Genomic DNA, 18,324 nt, shown 5'->3' with positions numbered 1-18,324 from the left:
ATTCCCACGCGGAGCGTGGGAACGATCAGGTGGGGTCAGAACTCGATGCGCACATCGCCCTTGGGCACGCTGCAGCACGACAGGATGTAACCCTCGGCTTCGTCTTCCTCGGTGATCCCGCCGTTGTGGTCCATCTCGACCTCCCCGCCCAGTTTCATCACCTTGCACGTCCCGCAAATCCCCATGCCGCAGGCTTTCGGAATCAGCAGGCCAAGCTTGGCCGCCGCTGCGTGTACGGTCTCGCCCGGTGCCACGCGGATGCTCTTGCCAGAGGCAATGAATTCCACCTGGTGCAGGTCCGCCAGGTCGATTTCCGGTGCGTCCGCTGCTTGTTCGGCTTGTTCCACCGCGTCGGCCCGGGCTTCCGGTGGCGTCGCGCCGAAGGATTCCTCGTGATAACGCGTCATGTCGAAGCCGGCAGCTTCCAGCAGGCGCTTCACCGCGTTCATATAAGGCGTCGGTCCGCAGCAGAAGACTTCCCGCTCCAGGAAGTCCGGCACCATCAGTTCGAGCATCTTGTGGTTCAGGTAACCGCGATAACCGGCCCAGGGCTCACCCAGGCCGTGTTTTTCGCAAATCAGGTGCAGGCTGAAGTTATCAATCCGCGACGCCATATGCTCCAGCTCGCGGTGGTAAATGATGTCTTTCGGCGAGCGGGCGCTGTGGATAAACGTCATGTCGACATTGGCGTTGGTGTCGTAGTACCAGCGCGCCATGGACATGACCGGCGTGATCCCGACGCCACCGCTCAGATACAGGACTTTCGGGTTGCTGAAGTCGATGGCATTGAACAACCCCACCGGCCCGTGCACCGCCAGCTCCTGGCCTTCGTGCAGCGTGTCGTGCAGCCAGTTGGACACCTTGCCGCCCGGCACACGCTTGATGGTCACCGAAAAGCTGTAAGGCACCGACGGCGAACTGGAAATGGTGTACGAACGCATGATCGGCTGGCCGTCGATTTCCAGCTCCAAGGTGACGAACTGCCCGGGCTTGAAAAAGAACAGGATCGGCTGGTCGGCCATAAAGCAGAAGGTGCGCACGTCCCAGGTTTCCTGGATGACTTTGACGCAACGGACGATGTGCCGACCATTGGCCCAGGTCTGGGTAGTTACCGGATTCAGGAAGCTGTTGGACATGCTGTTCTCCACCGCCGATGGTCGGCCTTATGGTGGCGATTCTGCGTAACGCGCGAATCACCCATTTACCTATCTGCGACATTCACATACTTATCGCGACCAGCCCCCATACCACGGGGGTTGCGCGTCGGGAACAGAGTGGGCCATGTCGTTCATGGATAAGGTTCTGGCCGTTGTGGGGCCCACACTCGCTCCCAACAAAGACGCTTTCTTTACGCCTTGCTGCAAAACCTGATCAGCCACTATTCGCCGGCCACACAGAATGGCCATGAGGACACACACGATGGACGTCACCGCAACCTTAAGCTTGGGCGATCCGCTGGAACCCGCACGCAAGGCCACTGCGCAAATGCTGCAAGAACGCGAACGCACCTTTTCGCTGCCGCAGCCGTTTTACTCTGATGAGCGGCTGTTCGATATCGACATGCAGGAAATTTTCCAGAAAGAGTGGTTGATCGCCGGCATGACCTGCGAGATCCCTGCCAAAGGCAACTACATCACCCTGCAAGTGGGCAAGAACCCGATCATCGTGATCCGTGGCGCCGATGGCGTGGTGCATGCGTTCCATAACGTGTGCCGCCACCGCGGTTCGCGCTTGTGCACCAGCGACAAGGGCAAGGTCGCCAAGCTGGTGTGCCATTACCACCAATGGACGTATGAACTGGATGGCCGCCTGCTGTTCGCCGGTACCGAAATGGGCGCCGACTTCGACATGAAGCAGTACGGCCTCAAGCCGGTAAACGTGAAGACCGCTGGTGGCTACATCTTTATCAGCCTGTCGGAGAACCCGCCGGCCATCGACGACTTCCTGTCGACCCTGAGCCACTACATGGAACCCTACGACATGGAAAACACCAAGGTGGCGATCCAGACCACCTTGTTTGAAAAAGCCAACTGGAAGCTGGTGCTGGAAAACAACCGCGAGTGCTACCACTGCAACGCGTCGCATCCGGAACTGTTGAAAACCCTGCTGGAATGGGACGACGTCACCGACCCGCGGGCCGACCAGGCCTTCAAGGACCACGTGGCCGCTTCCGCCGCCGCCTGGGATGCCGAGAAGATCCCTTACGCCCACGCCAGCTTCGGCCTGCGTAACCGCATCGTGCGCATGCCGCTGCTCAAGGGCACCGTGTCGATGACCCTCGACGGCAAGCAAGGCTGCAACAAGCTGATGGGCCGCATCAAGAACCCGGACCTGGGCTCGATGCGCATCCTGCACCTGCCTCACTCTTGGAACCACTGCATGGGCGACCACATCATCGTGTTCACCGTGTGGCCGATCAGCGCCCAGGAAACCATGGTCACCACCAAGTGGATCGTGCACAAGGACGCTGTGGAAGGTGTGGATTACGACGTCGAGCGCATGCGTAAAGTGTGGGACGCCACCAATGACCAGGACCGTCGCCTGGCCGAAGAGAACCAGCGCGGCATCAACTCCACCGCGTACCAGCCAGGGCCGTACTCCAAGACTTATGAGTTTGGTGTGGTCAACTTCGTGGACTGGTACAGCGAGCGGATGCTGAGCAACCTGGGGGCGGCACCAGCGCCGTATCTGAAAGGTGTCGCCGTACACGAGTAACCGCCCGACACGCCGCCGGTCAAAATGTGGGAGCCGGGCTTGCCCGCGATAGCGATTTAACATTCAACCCCTCTGTTGGCTGTTACTCCGTCATCGCGGGCAAGCCCGGCTCCCACACTGGCTTGTGACTGTACAAAATTCATCCAACACCCTGACAGACCGCTGCCCGCCTTACTTCCAGCCATTGCCCAACAACTTATCCACAAAGCCACCCACAGCAATTGTGGGCAACTGCGCTCTCCCGTCGAAATAAAACCAAGAAAATCCGTGACTTATTCAAAGGTACCGGTTTTATCCCACATTGATCGTTTTTTGACCTGAAGCCTGAAAGCCACGTCCTGCGTGGGCTACAGAGGAACGCAAACACCTTATCCACAGAAGCGCCAACAGACTTTGGGGGCAACTTTGGACCATCTGTGGAAAACCGGCTTAAATCGAGGAAAATCGCGGCTTTGAGAGCAGAACTCAGCCGGAATGGCGATATTGGTTACATTTCAACCAACACACTGTAAGCCACGCGTTATATGGCCTACAGCGGATAGCGAACATCTTATCCACAGAAGCACCAACAGACTTTGGGGGCAACTCTGTACTGGGCATTTTCCTTATCCACAGAAAAAACCAAGGAAAAACCGTCAGTTAGGTTGGTTGTTTTTCGTACAGCGAGCTGGAGGGCTTGATTTGCATGGGGTGTGGACAGCCGCGAACAGGTTATCCACAGGTGGGTTAACAGGGATTGTGGGTAAAGCCACAATCGCCGCAAAACAGTGTGGGAGCGGGCTTGCTCGCGAATACGGTGGGTCAGTCAATAGATGTGCCGACTGACACGCCGCCTTCGCGAGCAAGCCCGCTCCCACATTGGATTAGCGCACCACACCTTCTTCTATGAGCAATTTAAGAATGGCGTCAGCGCCGGCCTCAGGGCTAACACCCTTGAGCACTTGCCCACCGCCGCCGCTGGCCTTGGCCGTGGCGGCCTTCATGCGGTCGGCGCCGCTCTTGGCCTTGATCACCTTGAGGCGCTTGGGTCGAGGCTTGGCCGGCTGCAGCACAGCGCCTGTGAATAACTCATCGTCCAGCACCTGCACGTCGTGGGCTTCCAGCACCCCGCGCTGAGCCGGGCCGTAGGCGCTTTGCCGTGGTTTGGGCGCGGCGTTATCCACCGTGGCCAGAAACGGCAGGCGCACCTTCAGGCGCCGCCGTTGGCCACGAGGCAAGGCTTGCAGCACATGGGCCACGCCGCCTTCGATGGATTCCACCTGGGCCAGGCCGACAATCAGCGGCCAACCCAGTTGTTCGGCCAGCAGGAACGGCAACATTCCCGAGCCTTCGCCGGTTTCCGCCTGGCTGCCGGTGAGCACCACCTGGGCGCCCGCGTCCCGCAGATAGTCGCCGAGCACCGGCAAGGCGTCCGCCCCGGCCGGTTGTTCAAGCACGTGCAACTGCGGCAAGCCCATGCCCAGGTAAGCGCGCAGGGTGGGTTCGCCGATGTCGCCGGCGTGCAGCACTTGCAGGTTATCCCCAGCCAGTTGCAGGCCCAGTTCCACAGCGCGCGCGTCTTGCTCGGCGCGACGCGGGCGGCCTGAAGTCGGGTGGGCGCCGATGGACACCAGGCTGATTACATTCGTCGTCATGGCCATTTCCTTAAGCCGCATCGCGCTTGGCGCCGTTGCGGTAGGCCTCGACCGCAAGGATCAAGGCTTGCAGAATCGCGGCGCTTTCGCCGATCACCGACAAGTCGGCACGCTTGATCATGTCGCAACCCGGGTCGAGGTTGATGGCCACCACCTTGTCGCAGGCACCAATGCCTTGCAGGTGCTGGATCGCCCCGGAAATCCCCACCGCCACGTAAACCCGCGCGGTGACCCAGGTACCGCTGGCGCCGACCTGGCGATCCCGGGCCATGAAACCGTCGTCCACCGCCACCCGCGAGGCGCCTTCTGTAGCGCCCAACGCGGCAGCAGTCTTGTGGAACAGTGCCCAGTCCTTGACCCCGTTGCCGCCCGAGAAGATGAACTCGGCTTCGGCCATGGGAATTGCCCCCGGGTCCACGGCCACCGCGCCCAAATCCTCAATGCGCGGCAAGCTGCGGGCCAGGCTTGTGGATAACTCCACCGGCAACACTTCGTGACGGGTATCGCTGACAGGCTCGGCGCATTCCGCCGCGGCCAGGATCATGCGTGGCAATGGCCGGGCCAGATCTTGCTGGCCGGCACCCGCACGGCCAATACATTCCTCGCCCTTGATCTGCCAGACCCGCGTGGCCGGGCGCTCCTTGAGGCTTGCGGCAAAGCGCCGGCCCAATTCCCCGCCACCGCTGCGACTGTCCGGCAGCAACCAGTGGCGCGGGTTGAACTGGTTATCCACAGCCCGCAGGCCGTGAACCCGTTGCTCCGGTGAATAACCGTCGAACTCATGCCCATCCAACACCAGCAGCCGATCCACACCCGCGGTGGCGAAGGCGTTTTCCTTGTGTTCGCCGAACACCACGGCCAATACCGCACCGTCGTCGCCGGCCAGCTGCCGGGCCAGACCCAGCAAGTCGCGGTCGTGGCTGCTCAGGCGGCCGCCGACCATGTCCGGCACCACGTTGATGTAGAAAGCGGGCGCCGGTACCTGATGCAGCGGCAACTGCACTTCCACCGCTGCCGTACGCTTGGCCGCGCCGCCCTGCTGGGCGCCGCTGCGGTCAATACGCTTGATGCCGTTGGGGCCGATAAAACCGACACCGTGCACGTTCTTGCGGATGACCCCATTGGGCCCCATCCAGCTGTATTGCACCGGCTGCATCGCCGCGTGCAGCGGGTGCAGGCGGTTACGGGCGATCCATTCGGCCCGTGGGTCGCGGCGGATAATGTCGCTCATCAATGCACCTCCGCAGGTTCGCGTTTCGGGGTCTTGACCGGTGCGGCGTCTTCGAGCAAAGCGTCGGCCACCAGCTCGGCGATGTCCTTGATCAACGGACGCGGCTCAACCACGCCCTCAAGCATCGCCGTGCACTGTGGACAACCCACGGCCACCAGCTCGGCGCCGGTTTCGCGGATGTCTTCCATGCGCATGTCGGGAATCCGCTGCTTGCCGGGAATGTCGGTGATCGGCGCCCCGCCACCGCCGCCGCAGCAGCGGGAACGGAAACCGGAACGTTGCATTTCCTTGACCTCGATCCCCAGCGCCCGCAGCACTTGGCGCGGAGCTTCGTACTCGCCGTTGTAGCGGCCCAGGTAGCAGGGGTCGTGATAGGTCACGCTGTTGCCTTTGTGCTGGCCCAGGTTCAGGGCGCCGGCGTCGATCAGCTCGGCCATGTAGGTGCTGTGGTGCTGCACGAGGTAGTTGCCATCGAAGGCGCCGTATTCGTTTTTCAGCACGTGGAAACTGTGGGGGTCGCAGGTGACGATGCGCTTGAAGCTGTACTTGGCCAGGGTCTGGATATTGCGCGCGGCCAGCAGCTGGAAGGTGGCTTCATCGCCCAGACGCCGGGCCACGTCACCGCTGTCGCGCTCTTCAAGGCCCAGTACGGCGAAGTCGACCTTGGCCGCTTTCAGGACTTTGACGAACGAACGCAGGGTGCGCTGGTTGCGCATGTCGAAGGCGCCGTCGCCGACCCAAAAGAGTACGTCGACGGCTTTCTTGTCGCTGAGCAAGGGCAGGTTCAAATCCGCCGCCCAGTTCATCCGCCCGCCGGGTGCAAAGCCGCCGGGGTTGTCGGTGGCGATCAGGTTTTCCAGGACTTCGGCGCCCTTGTTCGGGGTCGCGCCTTTTTCCAGGGTGAGGTGACGGCGCATGTCGACGATGGCGTCCACGTGCTCGATCATCATCGGGCACTCCTCCACGCAAGCGCGGCAGGTGGTGCAGGACCACAGGGTTTCCGCATCCACCAGGCCGTTGACGATTGGCTGGTGCGGGTTGCCACTGTGTTCGCCGATGGCTTTGCCAGGATAAGGACTGCCGGCGAACTTGGCGTCGGTGCCACCGGCCAGGCCGACCACCATGTCCTGGATGAGTTTTTTCGGGTTCAGCGGCTGGCCGGCGGCGAACGCCGGGCACGCCGCTTCGCACTTGCCGCACTGCACGCAGGCGTCGAAGCCGAGCAGTTGGTTCCAGGTGAAATCCACCGGTTTTTCCACACCCAGGGGCGCGGTTTTATCGGTGAGGTCCAGAGGCTTCAAACCGGTGGAACGGCCACCGCCGAAACGCTCGGCGCGGCGGTGCCAGGCCAGGTGCAGGGCACCGGCGAAGGCGTGTTTCATCGGGCCGCCCCAGGTCATGCCGAAGAACATCTCGGACACGCCCCACAACACGCCCAGGCTCAGCAGCGCGGCGAGCAGCCAGCCGCCGAAGTCCGCCGGCAGAATCCCGGCCACCGGCAAGGTCACCAGGAAGAAGCTCACCGAGAACGCCATCAGGCTTTTCGGCAGGCGCATCCACGGGCCTTTCGACAGGCGCGCAGGTGGATTGCGACGACGCAGGTAGACGAACGTGGCGCCGACAAACATCAGCACCGAGGCCAGCAGCAAGGCGTAGCCGAGGATGCGGTTATGCAGGCCGAAACCGTGCACCAGGATCGCCAGCAACGCCGAGAGCACAAAGCCCAGGGCGGTGGCGACGTGGGTGTTGGCGATGTATTTGTCGCGGGCGACGACGTGGTGCAGGTCGACCATGTAGCGCTTGGGCATGGCCAGCAGGCCGCCGATCAGGTCGACGTTGGAGGAGCGGCCGCGGCGCCACATGTTCACCCGGCGCAGGGCGCCGAGGACGGCAAGGCCCAGGGCGGCGAAGAGCAGGATGGGAAGAAGGGTGTTCAGCATGGTGAAGCTCCCAAAGACCTCGGGGTCAATGATCGTCCCCACGCTCTGCGTGGGGATGCATCCTGTGACGCTCTGCGTCACGACCTAAGAGCGGACGCGGAGCGTCCAGGGCGGCATTCCCACGCAGAGCGTGGGAACGATCAGGCGGATCAGAAATCCTTGCACAGGCGCAGGGCGTCATAGATGGCAGCGTGGGTATTACGCTGGGCCACGCAGTCACCGATGCGGAACAGCAAGTACCCCTCACCCGGCTCGCTCAGGCACGGCTGCGGCTTGATCGCGAACAAGGCTTCGACGTCTATCTGGCCCTTGTTGCGCGAACCTTCCTTGAGCCCGTAGTAGATCTCTTCATCCGGACGCACGCCGTTCTCGACCACCACCTGATCGACCACCCGTTCCTCTTTGGCCCCGGTATATTCGTTCTCCAGCACCGCCACCAGCTTGTCGCCTTCGCGGTAGACCTTTTCCAGCATCATGTCGCCGGTCATGATCACTTCCTTCGGGTACATGCTGCGGTAGTACGTCGGGAAAGACGTACCGCCGATGGCCACGCCCGGCTTGATGTCGTCGGTGACGATCTCCACCTGGCACCCCTTGTCCGCCAGGAAGTCCGCCACCGACATGCCGGTGAACTCGCAGATGGTGTCGTACACCAGCACGTTCTTGCCCGGCGCGACCTTGCCGTCGAGCACGTCCCAGCTGCTGACCACCAGGCCTTCGGCCGCGCCCCAGTGTTCGTTCTGTTCCAGGAACGGATGACCGCCCACCGCCAGCACCACCACGTCCGGACGCAGGTCCAGGATGGTTGCTGCGTCTGCCGCCACGCCCAGGCGCAGGTCAACGTTCAGGCGTGCCAGTTCCAGCTGGAACCAGCGGGTGATCCCGGCAATCTGGTCGCGCTGCGGCGCCTTGGAAGCGGTCGTGATTTGCCCGCCGATAAATTCTTTCTTCTCGAACAGCGTCACGTCGTGGCCGCGCTCAGCAGCAACCCGCGCAGCTTCCATCCCGGCAGGGCCGGCACCTACCACCACGACTTTGCGTTTCGGCCCGGTGGATTTTTCGATGATGTGCGGCACGCCCATGTATTCGCGGGAAGTGGCGGCGTTCTGGATGCACAGCACGTCCAGCCCTTGGTACTGACGGTCGATGCAATAGTTGGCGCCCACGCACTGTTTGATCTGGTCGATCTGGCCCATCTTGATCTTGGCGATCAGGTGCGGGTCGGCGATGTGGGCGCGGGTCATGCCGACCATGTCCACATAGCCGCCTTCGAGGATGCGCGTGGCCTGGTTCGGGTCCTTGATGTTCTGCGCGTGCAACACCGGGACCTTGACCACTTCCTTGATACCGGCCGCCAGGTGCAGGAACGGCTCCGGTGGATAACTCATGTTGGGGATAACGTTGGCCAGGGTGTTGTGGGTGTCGCAGCCCGAGCCGACGACGCCGATGAAATCGAGCATGCCGGTGTCGTCGTAGTACTTGGCGATCTGCTTCATGTCCTCGTGGGACAGGCCGTCCGGATGGAACTCATCGCCGCACAGGCGCATGCCCACGCAGAAGTCGTCACCGACTTCGGCGCGCACCGCTTTCAACACTTCCAGGCCGAACTTCATGCGGCCTTCGAAGGTGCCACCCCACTCGTCGGTACGTTTGTTGACCCGTGGGCTCCAGAACTGGTCGATCATGTGCTGGTGCACGGCGGACAGTTCCACACCGTCCAGGCCACCCGCCTTGGCACGCTTGGCGGCGCTGGCGTAGTTGCCGATCACACGCCAGATCTCTTCCGGCTCGATGGTCTTGCAGGTGGCACGGTGCACCGGCTCACGCACGCCGGACGGCGACATCAGGGTCGGCCAGTTAAAGCCATCCCAACGCGAGCGACGGCCCATGTGGGTAATCTGGATCATGATCTTGGCGCCATGCTTGTGCATGGCGTCGGCCAGGTTCTGGAAGTGCGGGATGATGCGGTCGGTGGACAGGTTCACCGAACTCCACCATTCCTGGGGGCTGTCGATGGCGACCACCGAGGAACCGCCACAGATCGCCAGGCCAATACCGCCCTTGGCTTTCTCTTCGTAGTACTTCACATAGCGGTCGGTGGTCATCCCGCCGTCGGTGGCATACACCTCGGCGTGGGCGGTACTGAGCACGCGGTTGCGGATGGTCAGTTTGCCGATCTGGATCGGCGCAAACATTGCTTCGAAAGCCATGGCTGGGTCCTCGACTTACAACGGCTTGACGGTGAACAGGCCGTCGTCGTGGCCCTCTTCGGAGCCGCCGTAGACCTGTTGCGCAACGGTGCGGATCTTGCTGCCGCGGGCTTCGAGAATCTGGTCCATCGCACCGGCAAACCAGCCGGTGAACATGTAGTCGACCTTGCGCCCGACCTTGCCGTACACGTAGACGAATGCCGAGTGTTCGAGCTTGACGCTGGCAGTGCCTTTGTCGAGGTCGATGTCCTGGATCTTGAACAGGCCCCAGCCGCGCTGCGACAGGCGCTTCATGTAGTGCTCGAACACTGCAACGCCTTCCAGGCCGTGACATTCAGCTTCTTTTTCACACCAGTGCCATGCGGATTTGTAGCCGGCCTTGTAGAGGATTTCGGCGTAGGCGTCAGCGCCCAGGACTTCTTCGATCCCCATGTGGTTGTTGACGAAGAAATGGCGCGGCACGTAGAGCATCGGCAGGGCATCGGACGTCCAGACACCGGTTTCGCTGTCGACTTCGATAGGCAATTGAGGGGCGATCTTGGCCATGGAAACTTAACTCCGGAAAATTCTTTGGTAAGCCCCCAACGCATAAGGTTGGGGGAAAAGATGCGTGAGTGGTGGCTTATTCGCCCCAAACGTCCTTCAAGACGTTGACCCAGTTCTCGCCCATGATCTTGCGCACCACGCGCTCAGGATGGCCGCGCTTGAGCAGGGTCTCGGTGAGGTTGGGGAACTCGCCCACGGTGCGGATGCCCAGCGGGTTGATGATCTTGCCGAAGCTGGTCAGGCGGCGGGCGTAGCCCTTGTCGTGGGTCAGCATTTCGAAGAAATCCTGGCCATGGCCCTGGGTGAAGTCGGTGCCGATGCCGATGGCGTCTTCGCCCACGATGTTCATGGTGTATTCGATGGCTTCGGCGTAGTCGTCGATGGTCGAGTCGATGCCCTTGGCCAGGAACGGCGCGAACATGGTCACGCCGACAAAGCCGCCGTGGTCGGCGATGAACTTCAGCTCTTCATCGGACTTGTTGCGCGGGTGCTCTTTAAGGCCCGACGGCAGGCAGTGGGAGTAGCACACCGGCTTTTTCGATTCGAGGATGACCTCTTCGGAGGTTTTGGAACCGACGTGGGACAGGTCGCACATGATGCCGACGCGGTTCATCTCGGCGACGACCTCGCGACCGAAGCCCGACAGGCCGCCGTCACGCTCATAGCAGCCGGTGCCCACCAGGTTCTGGGTGTTGTAGCACATCTGCACCACGCCAACCCCGAGCTGCTTGAAGATCTCGACATAGCCGAGTTGGTCTTCAAATGCATGGGCGTTCTGGAAGCCGAAGATGATGCCGGTCTTGCCCTGTTCCTTGGCGCGACGGATATCGGCGGTGGTTTTCACCGGGATCACCAGGTCACTGTTTTCGCGAATCAGGGTCTGGCTGGCCACGATGTTGTTAATGGTGGCCTGGAACCCTTCCCAGACCGACACCGTGCAGTTGGCAGCCGTGAGGCCACCCTTGCGCATGTCTTCGAACAGGTCGCGGTTCCACTTGGCAATGATCAGCCCGTCGATAACGATGCTGTCGGCGTGCAATTCGGCTGGGCTCATCAGGCGTCCCCTTATTGGCGATTCATGCGCCGAATCGTCTGCCGGCGCTTTGGGGCCAGCATATGCCCCGGGGCAGAAGGAGCCGGGTGCAAAAACGACAAGGGAATTGCCGAAAGCGTCAATCCGCGACAAAGGCCAACATGACATCTCTGACGGGTGTCTGTTCTTTGTCTTACGCTTGAGCCAGAATTTGCCCATTAACTGATATGAGACGGCGCAATGAAATCGATTTTCCTGGCTTTGGCACTCATCGCAACCGGCGTACACGCCGCTGAAGACACCGATAACACGCCTTGCGATGGCATCGAGAACGACAAGCAAACCCTGGAATGCGCCACCTACAACAAAACCACCGCCGAGCAACTGCTCAAGGATAACTACCAGGGGCTGCTGGAACGCATGGGTTCGACCTATGGCAGCAACAAGACGCAGCTGGCAGACATTACCGCTCGTCTGAAGGATGCCCAGCAGAAGTGGGAAAAGTTACGCGACGCGGATTGCGCCGTGGATACCTTCCCGGCGGTGGCGGGAAGCAAGGATTATGCGATCCAGCAGAATGATTGCCTGGCGCGGATGAGTGATGAACGGTCGGAGTTTTTGGAGTCGATTGGGCAGGAATAAGCGACAATCCCCTCCACTCTTTACTCAGAATCAAGGCTACTCATGACAATCTGCGGCATCGAAATCAAAGGCAGTGAAGCCATTATCGCTGTCGCCTCGCTGGACGGTCAGGCATTGAGCCATGTAGCCCTGGCCACCAAGAAAATCGCCCTTGAAGACGACGATGAGGCGGCCAATGTCAAAGCGTTCGCCGCCCAGGTGAGTGCGTTTGTGCGGGAAAACGCCATCACTCGCATCGCCATCAAGAAGCGCAGCAAGAAAGGCGAATTCGCCGGTGGCCCGACCACGTTCAAGATAGAAGGCGTGTTTCAGCTGCTGGAGGGTGTTGAGGTGACGCTGCTGTCGCCGCAGACCATCAATGCGCAAAACAAGAAACACGACTTTGCACTGCCGGCGACGCTGAACAAGTATCAGCATGAGGCCTTCAAAGCCGCGTGTTCAGCCCTGCTGAAGAAATAAGCCACATCACACATCCCCTGTGGGAGCGGGCTTGCTCGCGAATGCGGTACATCAGTCGATGCATTCGCCGCCTGGCACACCGCTTTCGCGAGCAAGCCCGCTCCCACATTTGATCTCTGTTGTTCTCGGGAGCGCTGCTCATACCGCTTCCCGTCGCCGATCCTCCCTTGGGCACTTGGCAAACCTAGCCCGGTAACTGCGGGTGAAATACGACGGCGACTCAAACCCGCACGCAATACTCACCTCCAGCACACTCAGGTCGCTCTGGCGCAATAGCTGCCGGGCCTTCTCCAGGCGCAAGCCCAGGTAGAAATTACTCGGCGTGTCGTTCAGGTGCAGCCGAAACAAGCGCTCCAACTGCCGCCGCGTGACCTTGATCGCCTCCGCCAGCGCCAGTGTGCTCAGCGGCGGTTCCGTGTGCTGTTCCATCTCCCCAATCACCTGCACCAACTTCTTGTTGTTGATGCCGTAGCGCGTGGCGATCTGCATGCGTTGGTGGTCTTTGCGCGGGCGGATGCGGCCGAGCACGAACTGTTCGGACACCTGGATCGCCAATTCGGGCCCGTGGGCCTGGCTGATCAGGTCGAGCATCAGGTCGATGGAGGCGGTGCCGCCCGCCGAGGTGATGCGCCGGCGGTCGATCTCGAACAGCTCCTGGGTCACTGCCAGCTGTGGATAAGACTCCTTGAAGGCGTCGATGGCTTCCCAGTGCAGGGTCAGGCGGTGGCCGTCGAGCAGGCCGGCTTCAGCGAGGACGCAAGCACCGGTGTCGATGGCGCCGAGGGTCACGCCGTCGTGATCGAGGCGGCGCAGCCAGTGCTCCAGTGCCGGCGTGGCGAACTTCAGCGGTTCGAAGCCGGCCACCACCAATAAGGTAGCGCCTTTTTTCAGCGGCTCCAGTGCGGCGTCAGCGTTGACCGACATGCCATTGCTCGCCAGCACCGCGCCGCCGTCGGCACTCAAGACGTGCCAGCGGTACAGCTCGCCACGAAAACGATTGGCGACACGCAAAGGTTCGATCGCGGAGATAAAGCCGATGGCGGAGAAGCCCGGCATCAGCAGAAAGTAGAAATCCTGGGACATGGAGCGCTCTCGTAGGACGGACAGCGTGGTCACTGTGATACGCCAGTTCATTCGGTCATTCAAGGGGGCAGGTCGCTGCAGTGCAAGAGCTGGTCGCCGCCGTGCGTTTTGTCGGGGACCAAGCTGCGTAACTTGGCTGCACGGTGCACAAAGACGCCGGAACCCACAATAACAACCTGCCGAGGGAACCACCATGAACCGACTGATCAGCCGCTGCGTGCTCGCACTCAGCGCCAGCGTCATTTTGAGCACCAACGTCATGGCAGCTGATGCGGCTTCTTGCCAGAACGTGCGGATGGGCGTGGTGAACTGGACCGACGTAATCGCCACCAGCGCCATGACCCAAGTGTTGCTCGACGGCCTCGGCTACAAGACCAAACAGACCAGCGCGTCCCAGCAAATCATCTTTGCCGGGATTCGCGACCAGCGCCTGGACATGTTCCTGGGCTACTGGAACCCGCTGATGACCCAGACCATCACCCCGTTTGTCGAGGCCAAGCAGGTCAAGGTGCTCGACAAACCGTCGCTGGAAGACGCCCGCGCCACGTTGGCGGTGCCGACTTACCTGGCCGACAAGGGCCTGAAGACCTTCGCCGACATCGCCAAGTTTGAAAAAGAACTGGGCGGCAAGATCTACGGCATTGAACCAGGCTCGGGCGCCAACACCCAGATCAAGGCGATGATCGCCAAGAATCAGTTTGGCCTCGGCAAGTTCCAACTGGTGGAATCCAGCGAGGCCGGCATGCTCGCCGCCGTCGACCGCGCCGTGCGCCGCAAGGAAGCCGTGGTGTTCTTCGGCTGGGCGCCGCACCCGATGAACGTCAACGTGGCGATGACTTACCTCACCGGCAGTGATGACGCGCTGGGCCCGAACGAAGGCATGGCCACCGTGTGGTCCGTCACGTCGCCGACCTACGCCGAGCAATGCCCCAACGTGCACAAGTTGCTCAGCAACCTGACCTTCACCGCCGCCGACGAGAGCCGGATGATGCAGCCGCTGCTGGATCACAAGGACGCTTTCGAATCGGCCAAGCAATGGCTCAAGGACCACCCGCAAGACCAGCAGCGCTGGCTGGAAGGCGTGACCACCTTCGACGGCAAACCCGCCGCGGCCAACCTGCAATTGACCAGCAAATAACCCGCTTTGAATCACCGTTTCGCAGCCGCTCCTGGCTGCGAACGGTATGACTACGCCTGAAAATCACGCCTGTAAGGAACCTGCCCCATGAACCACGACGTCATCATCACCTGCGCACTCACCGGTGCTGGCGACACGACCGCCAGAAGCCCTCACGTGCCGGTCACCCCCAAACAAATCGCCGCCGCGGCGGTGGAAGCGGCCAAGGCCGGTGCTACCGTGGTGCATTGCCACGTACGTGACCCCGAAACCGGCAAGTTCAGCCGCGACGTGGCGCTGTACCGCGAAGTGATGGAGCGCATCCGCGAGGCGGACGTCGACATCATCGTCAACCTCACCGCCGGCATGGGTGGTGACCTGGAAATCGGTGGCGGAGAAAACCCCATGGAGTTCGGCCCCAACACCGACCTGGTGGGCCCGCTGACCCGCCTGGCCCACGTGGAAGAGCTACTGCCGGAAATCTGCACCCTCGATTGCGGCACCCTGAATTTCGGCGATGGCGACACCATTTACGTCTCCACCCCGGCGCAGCTGCGAGCGGGCGCGAAACGAATCCAGGAGCTGGGCGTTAAAGCCGAGCTGGAAATTTTCGACACCGGTCACCTGTGGTTCGCCAAGCAGATGATCAAGGAAGGCTTGCTCGACAACCCGCTGTTCCAGCTTTGCCTGGGCATCCCGTGGGGCGCACCGGCCGACACCACCACCATGAAAGCCATGGTCGACAACCTGCCGGCAGACGCGGTGTGGGCCGGCTTCGGGATTGGCCGCATGCAGATGCCGATGGCGGCCCAAGCGGTACTGCTGGGCGGCAACGTGCGGGTCGGCCTGGAAGACAACCTGTGGCTGGACAAGGGCGTGCTGGCGACCAACGGCCAGTTGGTGGAACGCGCCAGCGAAATCCTCAGCCGCCTGGGTGCGCGGGTCATGACCCCGGCTGAAGGCCGCGTGAAGATGGGCCTGACCAAGCGCGGCTAAGGCTCACCACACGACGCCCTGCAGGAACCGAATCAAATGTGGGAGCGGGCTTGCTCGCGAATGCGGTGGATCAGCCACCGAATGCATCAACTGACACACCGCTTTCGCGAGCAAGCCCGCTCCCACATTTTGATCTTGGCTCTCACACAGAATCACCGAACTCTTTAGGAATTTGCCATGAGCTTTATCACTGAAATCAAAACCTTCGCCGCGCTGGGCAGCGGTGTTATCGGCAGCGGCTGGGTATCCCGCGCCCTGGCCCACGGCCTGGACGTGGTGGCCTGGGACCCGGCGCCTGGTGCCGAAGCCGCCCTGCGCAAACGTGTCGCGAATGCTTGGGGCGCACTCGAGAAACAAGGCCTGGCACCCGGCGCCTCGCAAGACCGCTTGCGCTTTGTGGCCACGATTGAAGAGTGCGTGAAAGACGCCGACTTCATCCAGGAAAGCGCCCCGGAACGCTTGGAATTGAAGCTGGAATTGCACAGCAAGATCAGCGCGGCGGCCAAGCCGAATGCCTTGATTGGCTCGAGTACTTCGGGGCTGTTGCCGAGCGAGTTTTATGAAGGTTCCACGCACCCGGAACGCTGCGTGGTAGGCCATCCATTCAACCCGGTTTACCTGTTGCCGCTGGTGGAAGTGGTTGGCGGCAAAAACACCGCGCCGGAAGCGATTCAGGCAGCGATCAAGGTGTACGAATCCCTCGGCATGCGCCCTTTGCATGTGCGTAAGGAAGTGCCCGGTTTTATCGCTGACCGTCTGCTGGAAGCCTTGTGGCGTGAGGCGTTGCACTTGGTCAACGATGGCGTGGCAACCACCGGCGAGATTGACGATGCGATTCGCTTTGGCGCCGGTTTGCGCTGGTCATTCATGGGCACGTTCCTGACCTACACCCTGGCCGGCGGTGATGCCGGGATGCGGCACTTCATGGCGCAGTTCGGCCCGGCGTTGCAGTTGCCGTGGACCTATTTGCCGGCCCCGGAACTGACCGACAAGTTGATTGACGATGTGGTGGACGGCACCAGCGATCAGCTGGGCAAACACAGCATCTCGGCCCTGGAGCGCTATCGTGATGATTGCCTGCTGGCGGTGCTGGAAGCAGTGAAGACGACCAAGGAAAAACACGGTATGACCTTCGCCGAATAACCGCTGTTGATTCTCTGTGGGCGCTGGCTTGCCTGCGATAGCGATGTTGGATTCACCGCCGCCATCGCAGGCAAGCCAGCTCCCACATTTTGACCGAGTACCTACCGGGAACCGAACCATGGCCGCATTGACCACCTACACCACCAAAATCCTCCCCGAGTGGGTCGACTACAACGGCCACCTGCGCGATGCGTTCTACCTGCTGATCTTCAGCTACGCCACCGATGCGCTGATGGACACCCTGGGCCTGGACAGCGAAAACCGCGAAGCCAGCGGCAACTCGCTGTTCACCCTGGAGTTGCACCTCAACTACCTGCACGAAGTAAAGCTGGGCGCCGCCGTCGAAGTGCACACCCAACTCATCGCCCACGACCGAAAACGCTTGCACCTCTATCACAGCCTGCATCCGGTGGGCGACGAAAAGGAACTGGCCGGCAACGAGCAAATGTTGCTCCACGTCGACCTCGCCGGCCCGCACTCAGCGCCGTTCAGCGAGGCAGTGCTGGGCAAGCTTGCAAGTATCAGCGCCGGACAGACCGACTTACCGAAGCCCGCCCTGCTCGGCCGCGTGATTGGACTGCCACCCCAAAAATAAGGAATCGCCATGCAAACCGCCGCTGCTGTTGCCGACTTCCGTACTTACCCACTGATCAGCGACCTGGCCGAGGTGCAGGTGCACAACGACCACCTCAGCGTGCAATGGGCCGATGGGCGGGTCAGCCCGTTCCATCACCAGTGGCTGCGGGACAACTGCCCGTGCCCGTCCTGTGTGTACAGCGTGACCCGTGAGCAGGTGCTGGAAATCGTCGATGTGGACGAACACCTCACGGCTGTCAGCGCGCGTATCGACCAGGGTTTACTGACGGTTGAATGGAGTGGCGGGCATCACAGCCAGTACGATCCCGGCTGGCTGCGGGCGCACGCCTACGACGATGAGTCCCGCGCTGAACGCCGGGCGGCCAAGCCGAAATCCAAACTGTGGGACCGTAGTTTCGAGCTGCCCGTATTCGACTACGCAGCACTGATGGAAGACCCGAAAGCCCTGCTGCACTGGCTGCTGGCCCTGCGTGACAGCGGCCTTACGCAAGTGCGCGGCGTGCCCACAGAACCCGGCTCCCTGGCACTGATCGCCAAGCGCATTTCGTTCATCCGCGAGAGCAACTTCGGCGTGTTGTTCAACGTGCAATCCAAGGCCGATGCCGACAGCAACGCCTACACCGCTTTCAACCTGCCGCTGCACAGCGACTTGCCCACTCGCGAGCTGCAACCAGGGCTGCAGTTTTTGCATTGCCTGGTGAACGACGCCGACGGTGGCGAGAGTATTTTTGTCGATGGTTTCGCCATCGCCCGGGCGTTGCGCGATGAAGACCCCGAAGCCTTTCGCGCGCTGTGCGAGATCCCGGTGGAGTTTCGCAACAAGGACCGTCACAGCGACTATCGCCGGCTGGCGCCAATCATTGCGCTGGATGCGTTGGGGGAGGTCGCCGAGATTCGCATGGCCAACTTTCTGCGTGGGCCATTTGAGGCACCGGCAGAGCAGATGCCCTTGCTGTATCGCGCCTATCGGCGGTTTAT

16 protein-coding genes are annotated in these 18,324 nt (G+C 61.5%); 8 read left to right on the top strand and 8 right to left on the bottom strand.

The window, feature by feature from the left end; translation table 11 throughout:
* Nucleotides 1-35: 35 nt before the first annotated feature.
* Nucleotides 36-1,136: a glycine-betaine demethylase subunit GbcB gene (gene gbcB, locus K0H47_RS24530; RefSeq protein ID WP_048722255.1), complete on the bottom strand. Its 1,101-nt coding sequence runs from the start codon at nucleotides 1,134-1,136 to the stop codon at nucleotides 36-38.
* Between the two features lie 283 nt (nucleotides 1,137-1,419).
* On the opposite strand from gbcB, the gene gbcA reads away from it, so the two are divergent.
* Nucleotides 1,420-2,715 (top strand): glycine-betaine demethylase subunit GbcA, encoded by a 1,296-nt coding sequence (gbcA, locus tag K0H47_RS24525; protein WP_003216945.1) that lies wholly within the window; start codon nucleotides 1,420-1,422, stop codon nucleotides 2,713-2,715.
* Nucleotides 2,716-3,578: 863 nt separating this feature from the next.
* Here the strand turns inward: gbcA and K0H47_RS24520 are convergent.
* The 6 genes from K0H47_RS24520 to K0H47_RS24495 all read right to left on the bottom strand — a co-directional run bounded on the left by K0H47_RS24520 (nucleotide 3,579) and on the right by K0H47_RS24495 (nucleotide 11,330).
* On the bottom strand, nucleotides 3,579-4,349 hold the full coding sequence (locus K0H47_RS24520; protein WP_093204251.1) for an electron transfer flavoprotein subunit beta: 771 nt from the start codon (nucleotides 4,347-4,349) through the stop codon (nucleotides 3,579-3,581).
* A 10-nt stretch (nucleotides 4,350-4,359) separates the two neighbouring features.
* Nucleotides 4,360-5,580, bottom strand: a complete 1,221-nt coding sequence (locus tag K0H47_RS24515) for an electron transfer flavoprotein subunit alpha/FixB family protein (protein ID WP_093204246.1) — start codon at nucleotides 5,578-5,580, stop codon at nucleotides 4,360-4,362.
* Complete coding sequence (gene dgcB / locus K0H47_RS24510) at nucleotides 5,580-7,520, bottom strand: dimethylglycine demethylation protein DgcB (protein ID WP_093204242.1); 1,941 nt, start codon at nucleotides 7,518-7,520, stop codon at nucleotides 5,580-5,582. Before dgcB ends, K0H47_RS24515 begins: the two co-directional genes overlap by 1 nt.
* 149 nt (nucleotides 7,521-7,669) lie before the next feature.
* A complete protein-coding gene (gene dgcA / locus K0H47_RS24505; protein WP_063026642.1) occupies nucleotides 7,670-9,730 on the bottom strand; it encodes a dimethylglycine demethylation protein DgcA in 2,061 nt (686 codons plus the stop codon).
* A 15-nt stretch (nucleotides 9,731-9,745) separates the two neighbouring features.
* On the bottom strand, nucleotides 9,746-10,276 hold the full coding sequence (locus tag K0H47_RS24500) for a DUF5943 domain-containing protein (protein ID WP_017476435.1): 531 nt from the start codon (nucleotides 10,274-10,276) through the stop codon (nucleotides 9,746-9,748).
* Nucleotides 10,277-10,352: 76 nt separating this feature from the next.
* Nucleotides 10,353-11,330: a dipeptidase gene (locus K0H47_RS24495; RefSeq protein ID WP_003216932.1), complete on the bottom strand. Its 978-nt coding sequence runs from the start codon at nucleotides 11,328-11,330 to the stop codon at nucleotides 10,353-10,355.
* A gap of 219 nt (nucleotides 11,331-11,549) precedes the next feature.
* On the opposite strand from K0H47_RS24495, the gene K0H47_RS24490 reads away from it, so the two are divergent.
* Both K0H47_RS24490 and K0H47_RS24485 read left to right on the top strand, forming a co-directional pair.
* The gene (locus tag K0H47_RS24490) at nucleotides 11,550-11,951 is read left to right on the top strand and encodes a lysozyme inhibitor LprI family protein (protein WP_063026640.1); all 402 of its coding nucleotides are present in this window, start codon (nucleotides 11,550-11,552) and stop codon (nucleotides 11,949-11,951) included.
* Between the two features lie 42 nt (nucleotides 11,952-11,993).
* Entirely contained in the window at nucleotides 11,994-12,410 is a 417-nt protein-coding gene (locus tag K0H47_RS24485; RefSeq protein WP_219273765.1) for a DUF3010 family protein, read from the top strand.
* Between the two features lie 138 nt (nucleotides 12,411-12,548).
* On the opposite strand, the gene K0H47_RS24480 is transcribed toward K0H47_RS24485, so the two are convergent.
* A complete protein-coding gene (locus K0H47_RS24480) occupies nucleotides 12,549-13,493 on the bottom strand; it encodes a GlxA family transcriptional regulator (protein ID WP_093210169.1) in 945 nt (314 codons plus the stop codon).
* Nucleotides 13,494-13,686: 193 nt separating this feature from the next.
* Between K0H47_RS24480 and K0H47_RS24475 the strand changes: the two genes are divergently transcribed.
* From K0H47_RS24475 to K0H47_RS24455, 5 genes are all read left to right on the top strand, one after another.
* The gene (locus tag K0H47_RS24475) at nucleotides 13,687-14,631 is read left to right on the top strand and encodes a choline ABC transporter substrate-binding protein (RefSeq protein WP_219273764.1); all 945 of its coding nucleotides are present in this window, start codon (nucleotides 13,687-13,689) and stop codon (nucleotides 14,629-14,631) included.
* Between the two features lie 87 nt (nucleotides 14,632-14,718).
* Nucleotides 14,719-15,606, top strand: a complete 888-nt coding sequence (locus K0H47_RS24470; RefSeq protein ID WP_003216924.1) for a 3-keto-5-aminohexanoate cleavage protein — start codon at nucleotides 14,719-14,721, stop codon at nucleotides 15,604-15,606.
* Nucleotides 15,607-15,783: 177 nt separating this feature from the next.
* Nucleotides 15,784-16,749: an L-carnitine dehydrogenase gene (locus K0H47_RS24465; protein WP_017476440.1), complete on the top strand. Its 966-nt coding sequence runs from the start codon at nucleotides 15,784-15,786 to the stop codon at nucleotides 16,747-16,749.
* Nucleotides 16,750-16,867: 118 nt separating this feature from the next.
* Nucleotides 16,868-17,344, top strand: a complete 477-nt coding sequence (locus K0H47_RS24460; RefSeq protein ID WP_219273763.1) for a thioesterase family protein — start codon at nucleotides 16,868-16,870, stop codon at nucleotides 17,342-17,344.
* Between the two features lie 9 nt (nucleotides 17,345-17,353).
* On the top strand, nucleotides 17,354-18,324 hold a 971-nt coding region (locus K0H47_RS24455; protein ID WP_219273762.1), incomplete at its 3' end, for a TauD/TfdA family dioxygenase.

Origin of the sequence: Pseudomonas sp. Xaverov 83 (assembly GCF_019352905.1) — a bacterium.
GTDB lineage: Bacteria > Pseudomonadota > Gammaproteobacteria > Pseudomonadales > Pseudomonadaceae > Aquipseudomonas > Aquipseudomonas yamanorum.
The sequence above is the reverse complement of the archived record's forward strand: the minus strand, read 5'-3'. Positions and strand labels throughout refer to the sequence as shown.

What these genes read in the sequence shown, in the direction of transcription:
- K0H47_RS24495 (WP_003216932.1), bottom strand. Translation starts at nt 11,330, where the DNA reads ATGAGCCCAGCCGAATTGCACGCCGACAGCATCGTTATCGACGGGCTG.
- dgcB (WP_093204242.1), bottom strand. Translation starts at nt 7,520, where the DNA reads ATGCTGAACACCCTTCTTCCCATCCTGCTCTTCGCCGCCCTGGGCCTT.
- K0H47_RS24460 (WP_219273763.1), top strand. Translation starts at nt 16,868, where the DNA reads ATGGCCGCATTGACCACCTACACCACCAAAATCCTCCCCGAGTGGGTC.
- K0H47_RS24465 (WP_017476440.1), top strand. Translation starts at nt 15,784, where the DNA reads ATGAGCTTTATCACTGAAATCAAAACCTTCGCCGCGCTGGGCAGCGGT.
- K0H47_RS24515 (WP_093204246.1), bottom strand. Translation starts at nt 5,580, where the DNA reads ATGAGCGACATTATCCGCCGCGACCCACGGGCCGAATGGATCGCCCGT.
- dgcA (WP_063026642.1), bottom strand. Translation starts at nt 9,730, where the DNA reads ATGGCTTTCGAAGCAATGTTTGCGCCGATCCAGATCGGCAAACTGACC.
- K0H47_RS24485 (WP_219273765.1), top strand. Translation starts at nt 11,994, where the DNA reads ATGACAATCTGCGGCATCGAAATCAAAGGCAGTGAAGCCATTATCGCT.
- K0H47_RS24520 (WP_093204251.1), bottom strand. Translation starts at nt 4,349, where the DNA reads ATGACGACGAATGTAATCAGCCTGGTGTCCATCGGCGCCCACCCGACT.
- K0H47_RS24500 (WP_017476435.1), bottom strand. Translation starts at nt 10,276, where the DNA reads ATGGCCAAGATCGCCCCTCAATTGCCTATCGAAGTCGACAGCGAAACC.
- K0H47_RS24480 (WP_093210169.1), bottom strand. Translation starts at nt 13,493, where the DNA reads ATGTCCCAGGATTTCTACTTTCTGCTGATGCCGGGCTTCTCCGCCATC.
- gbcA (WP_003216945.1), top strand. Translation starts at nt 1,420, where the DNA reads ATGGACGTCACCGCAACCTTAAGCTTGGGCGATCCGCTGGAACCCGCA.
- K0H47_RS24470 (WP_003216924.1), top strand. Translation starts at nt 14,719, where the DNA reads ATGAACCACGACGTCATCATCACCTGCGCACTCACCGGTGCTGGCGAC.
- gbcB (WP_048722255.1), bottom strand. Translation starts at nt 1,136, where the DNA reads ATGTCCAACAGCTTCCTGAATCCGGTAACTACCCAGACCTGGGCCAAT.
- K0H47_RS24490 (WP_063026640.1), top strand. Translation starts at nt 11,550, where the DNA reads ATGAAATCGATTTTCCTGGCTTTGGCACTCATCGCAACCGGCGTACAC.
- K0H47_RS24475 (WP_219273764.1), top strand. Translation starts at nt 13,687, where the DNA reads ATGAACCGACTGATCAGCCGCTGCGTGCTCGCACTCAGCGCCAGCGTC.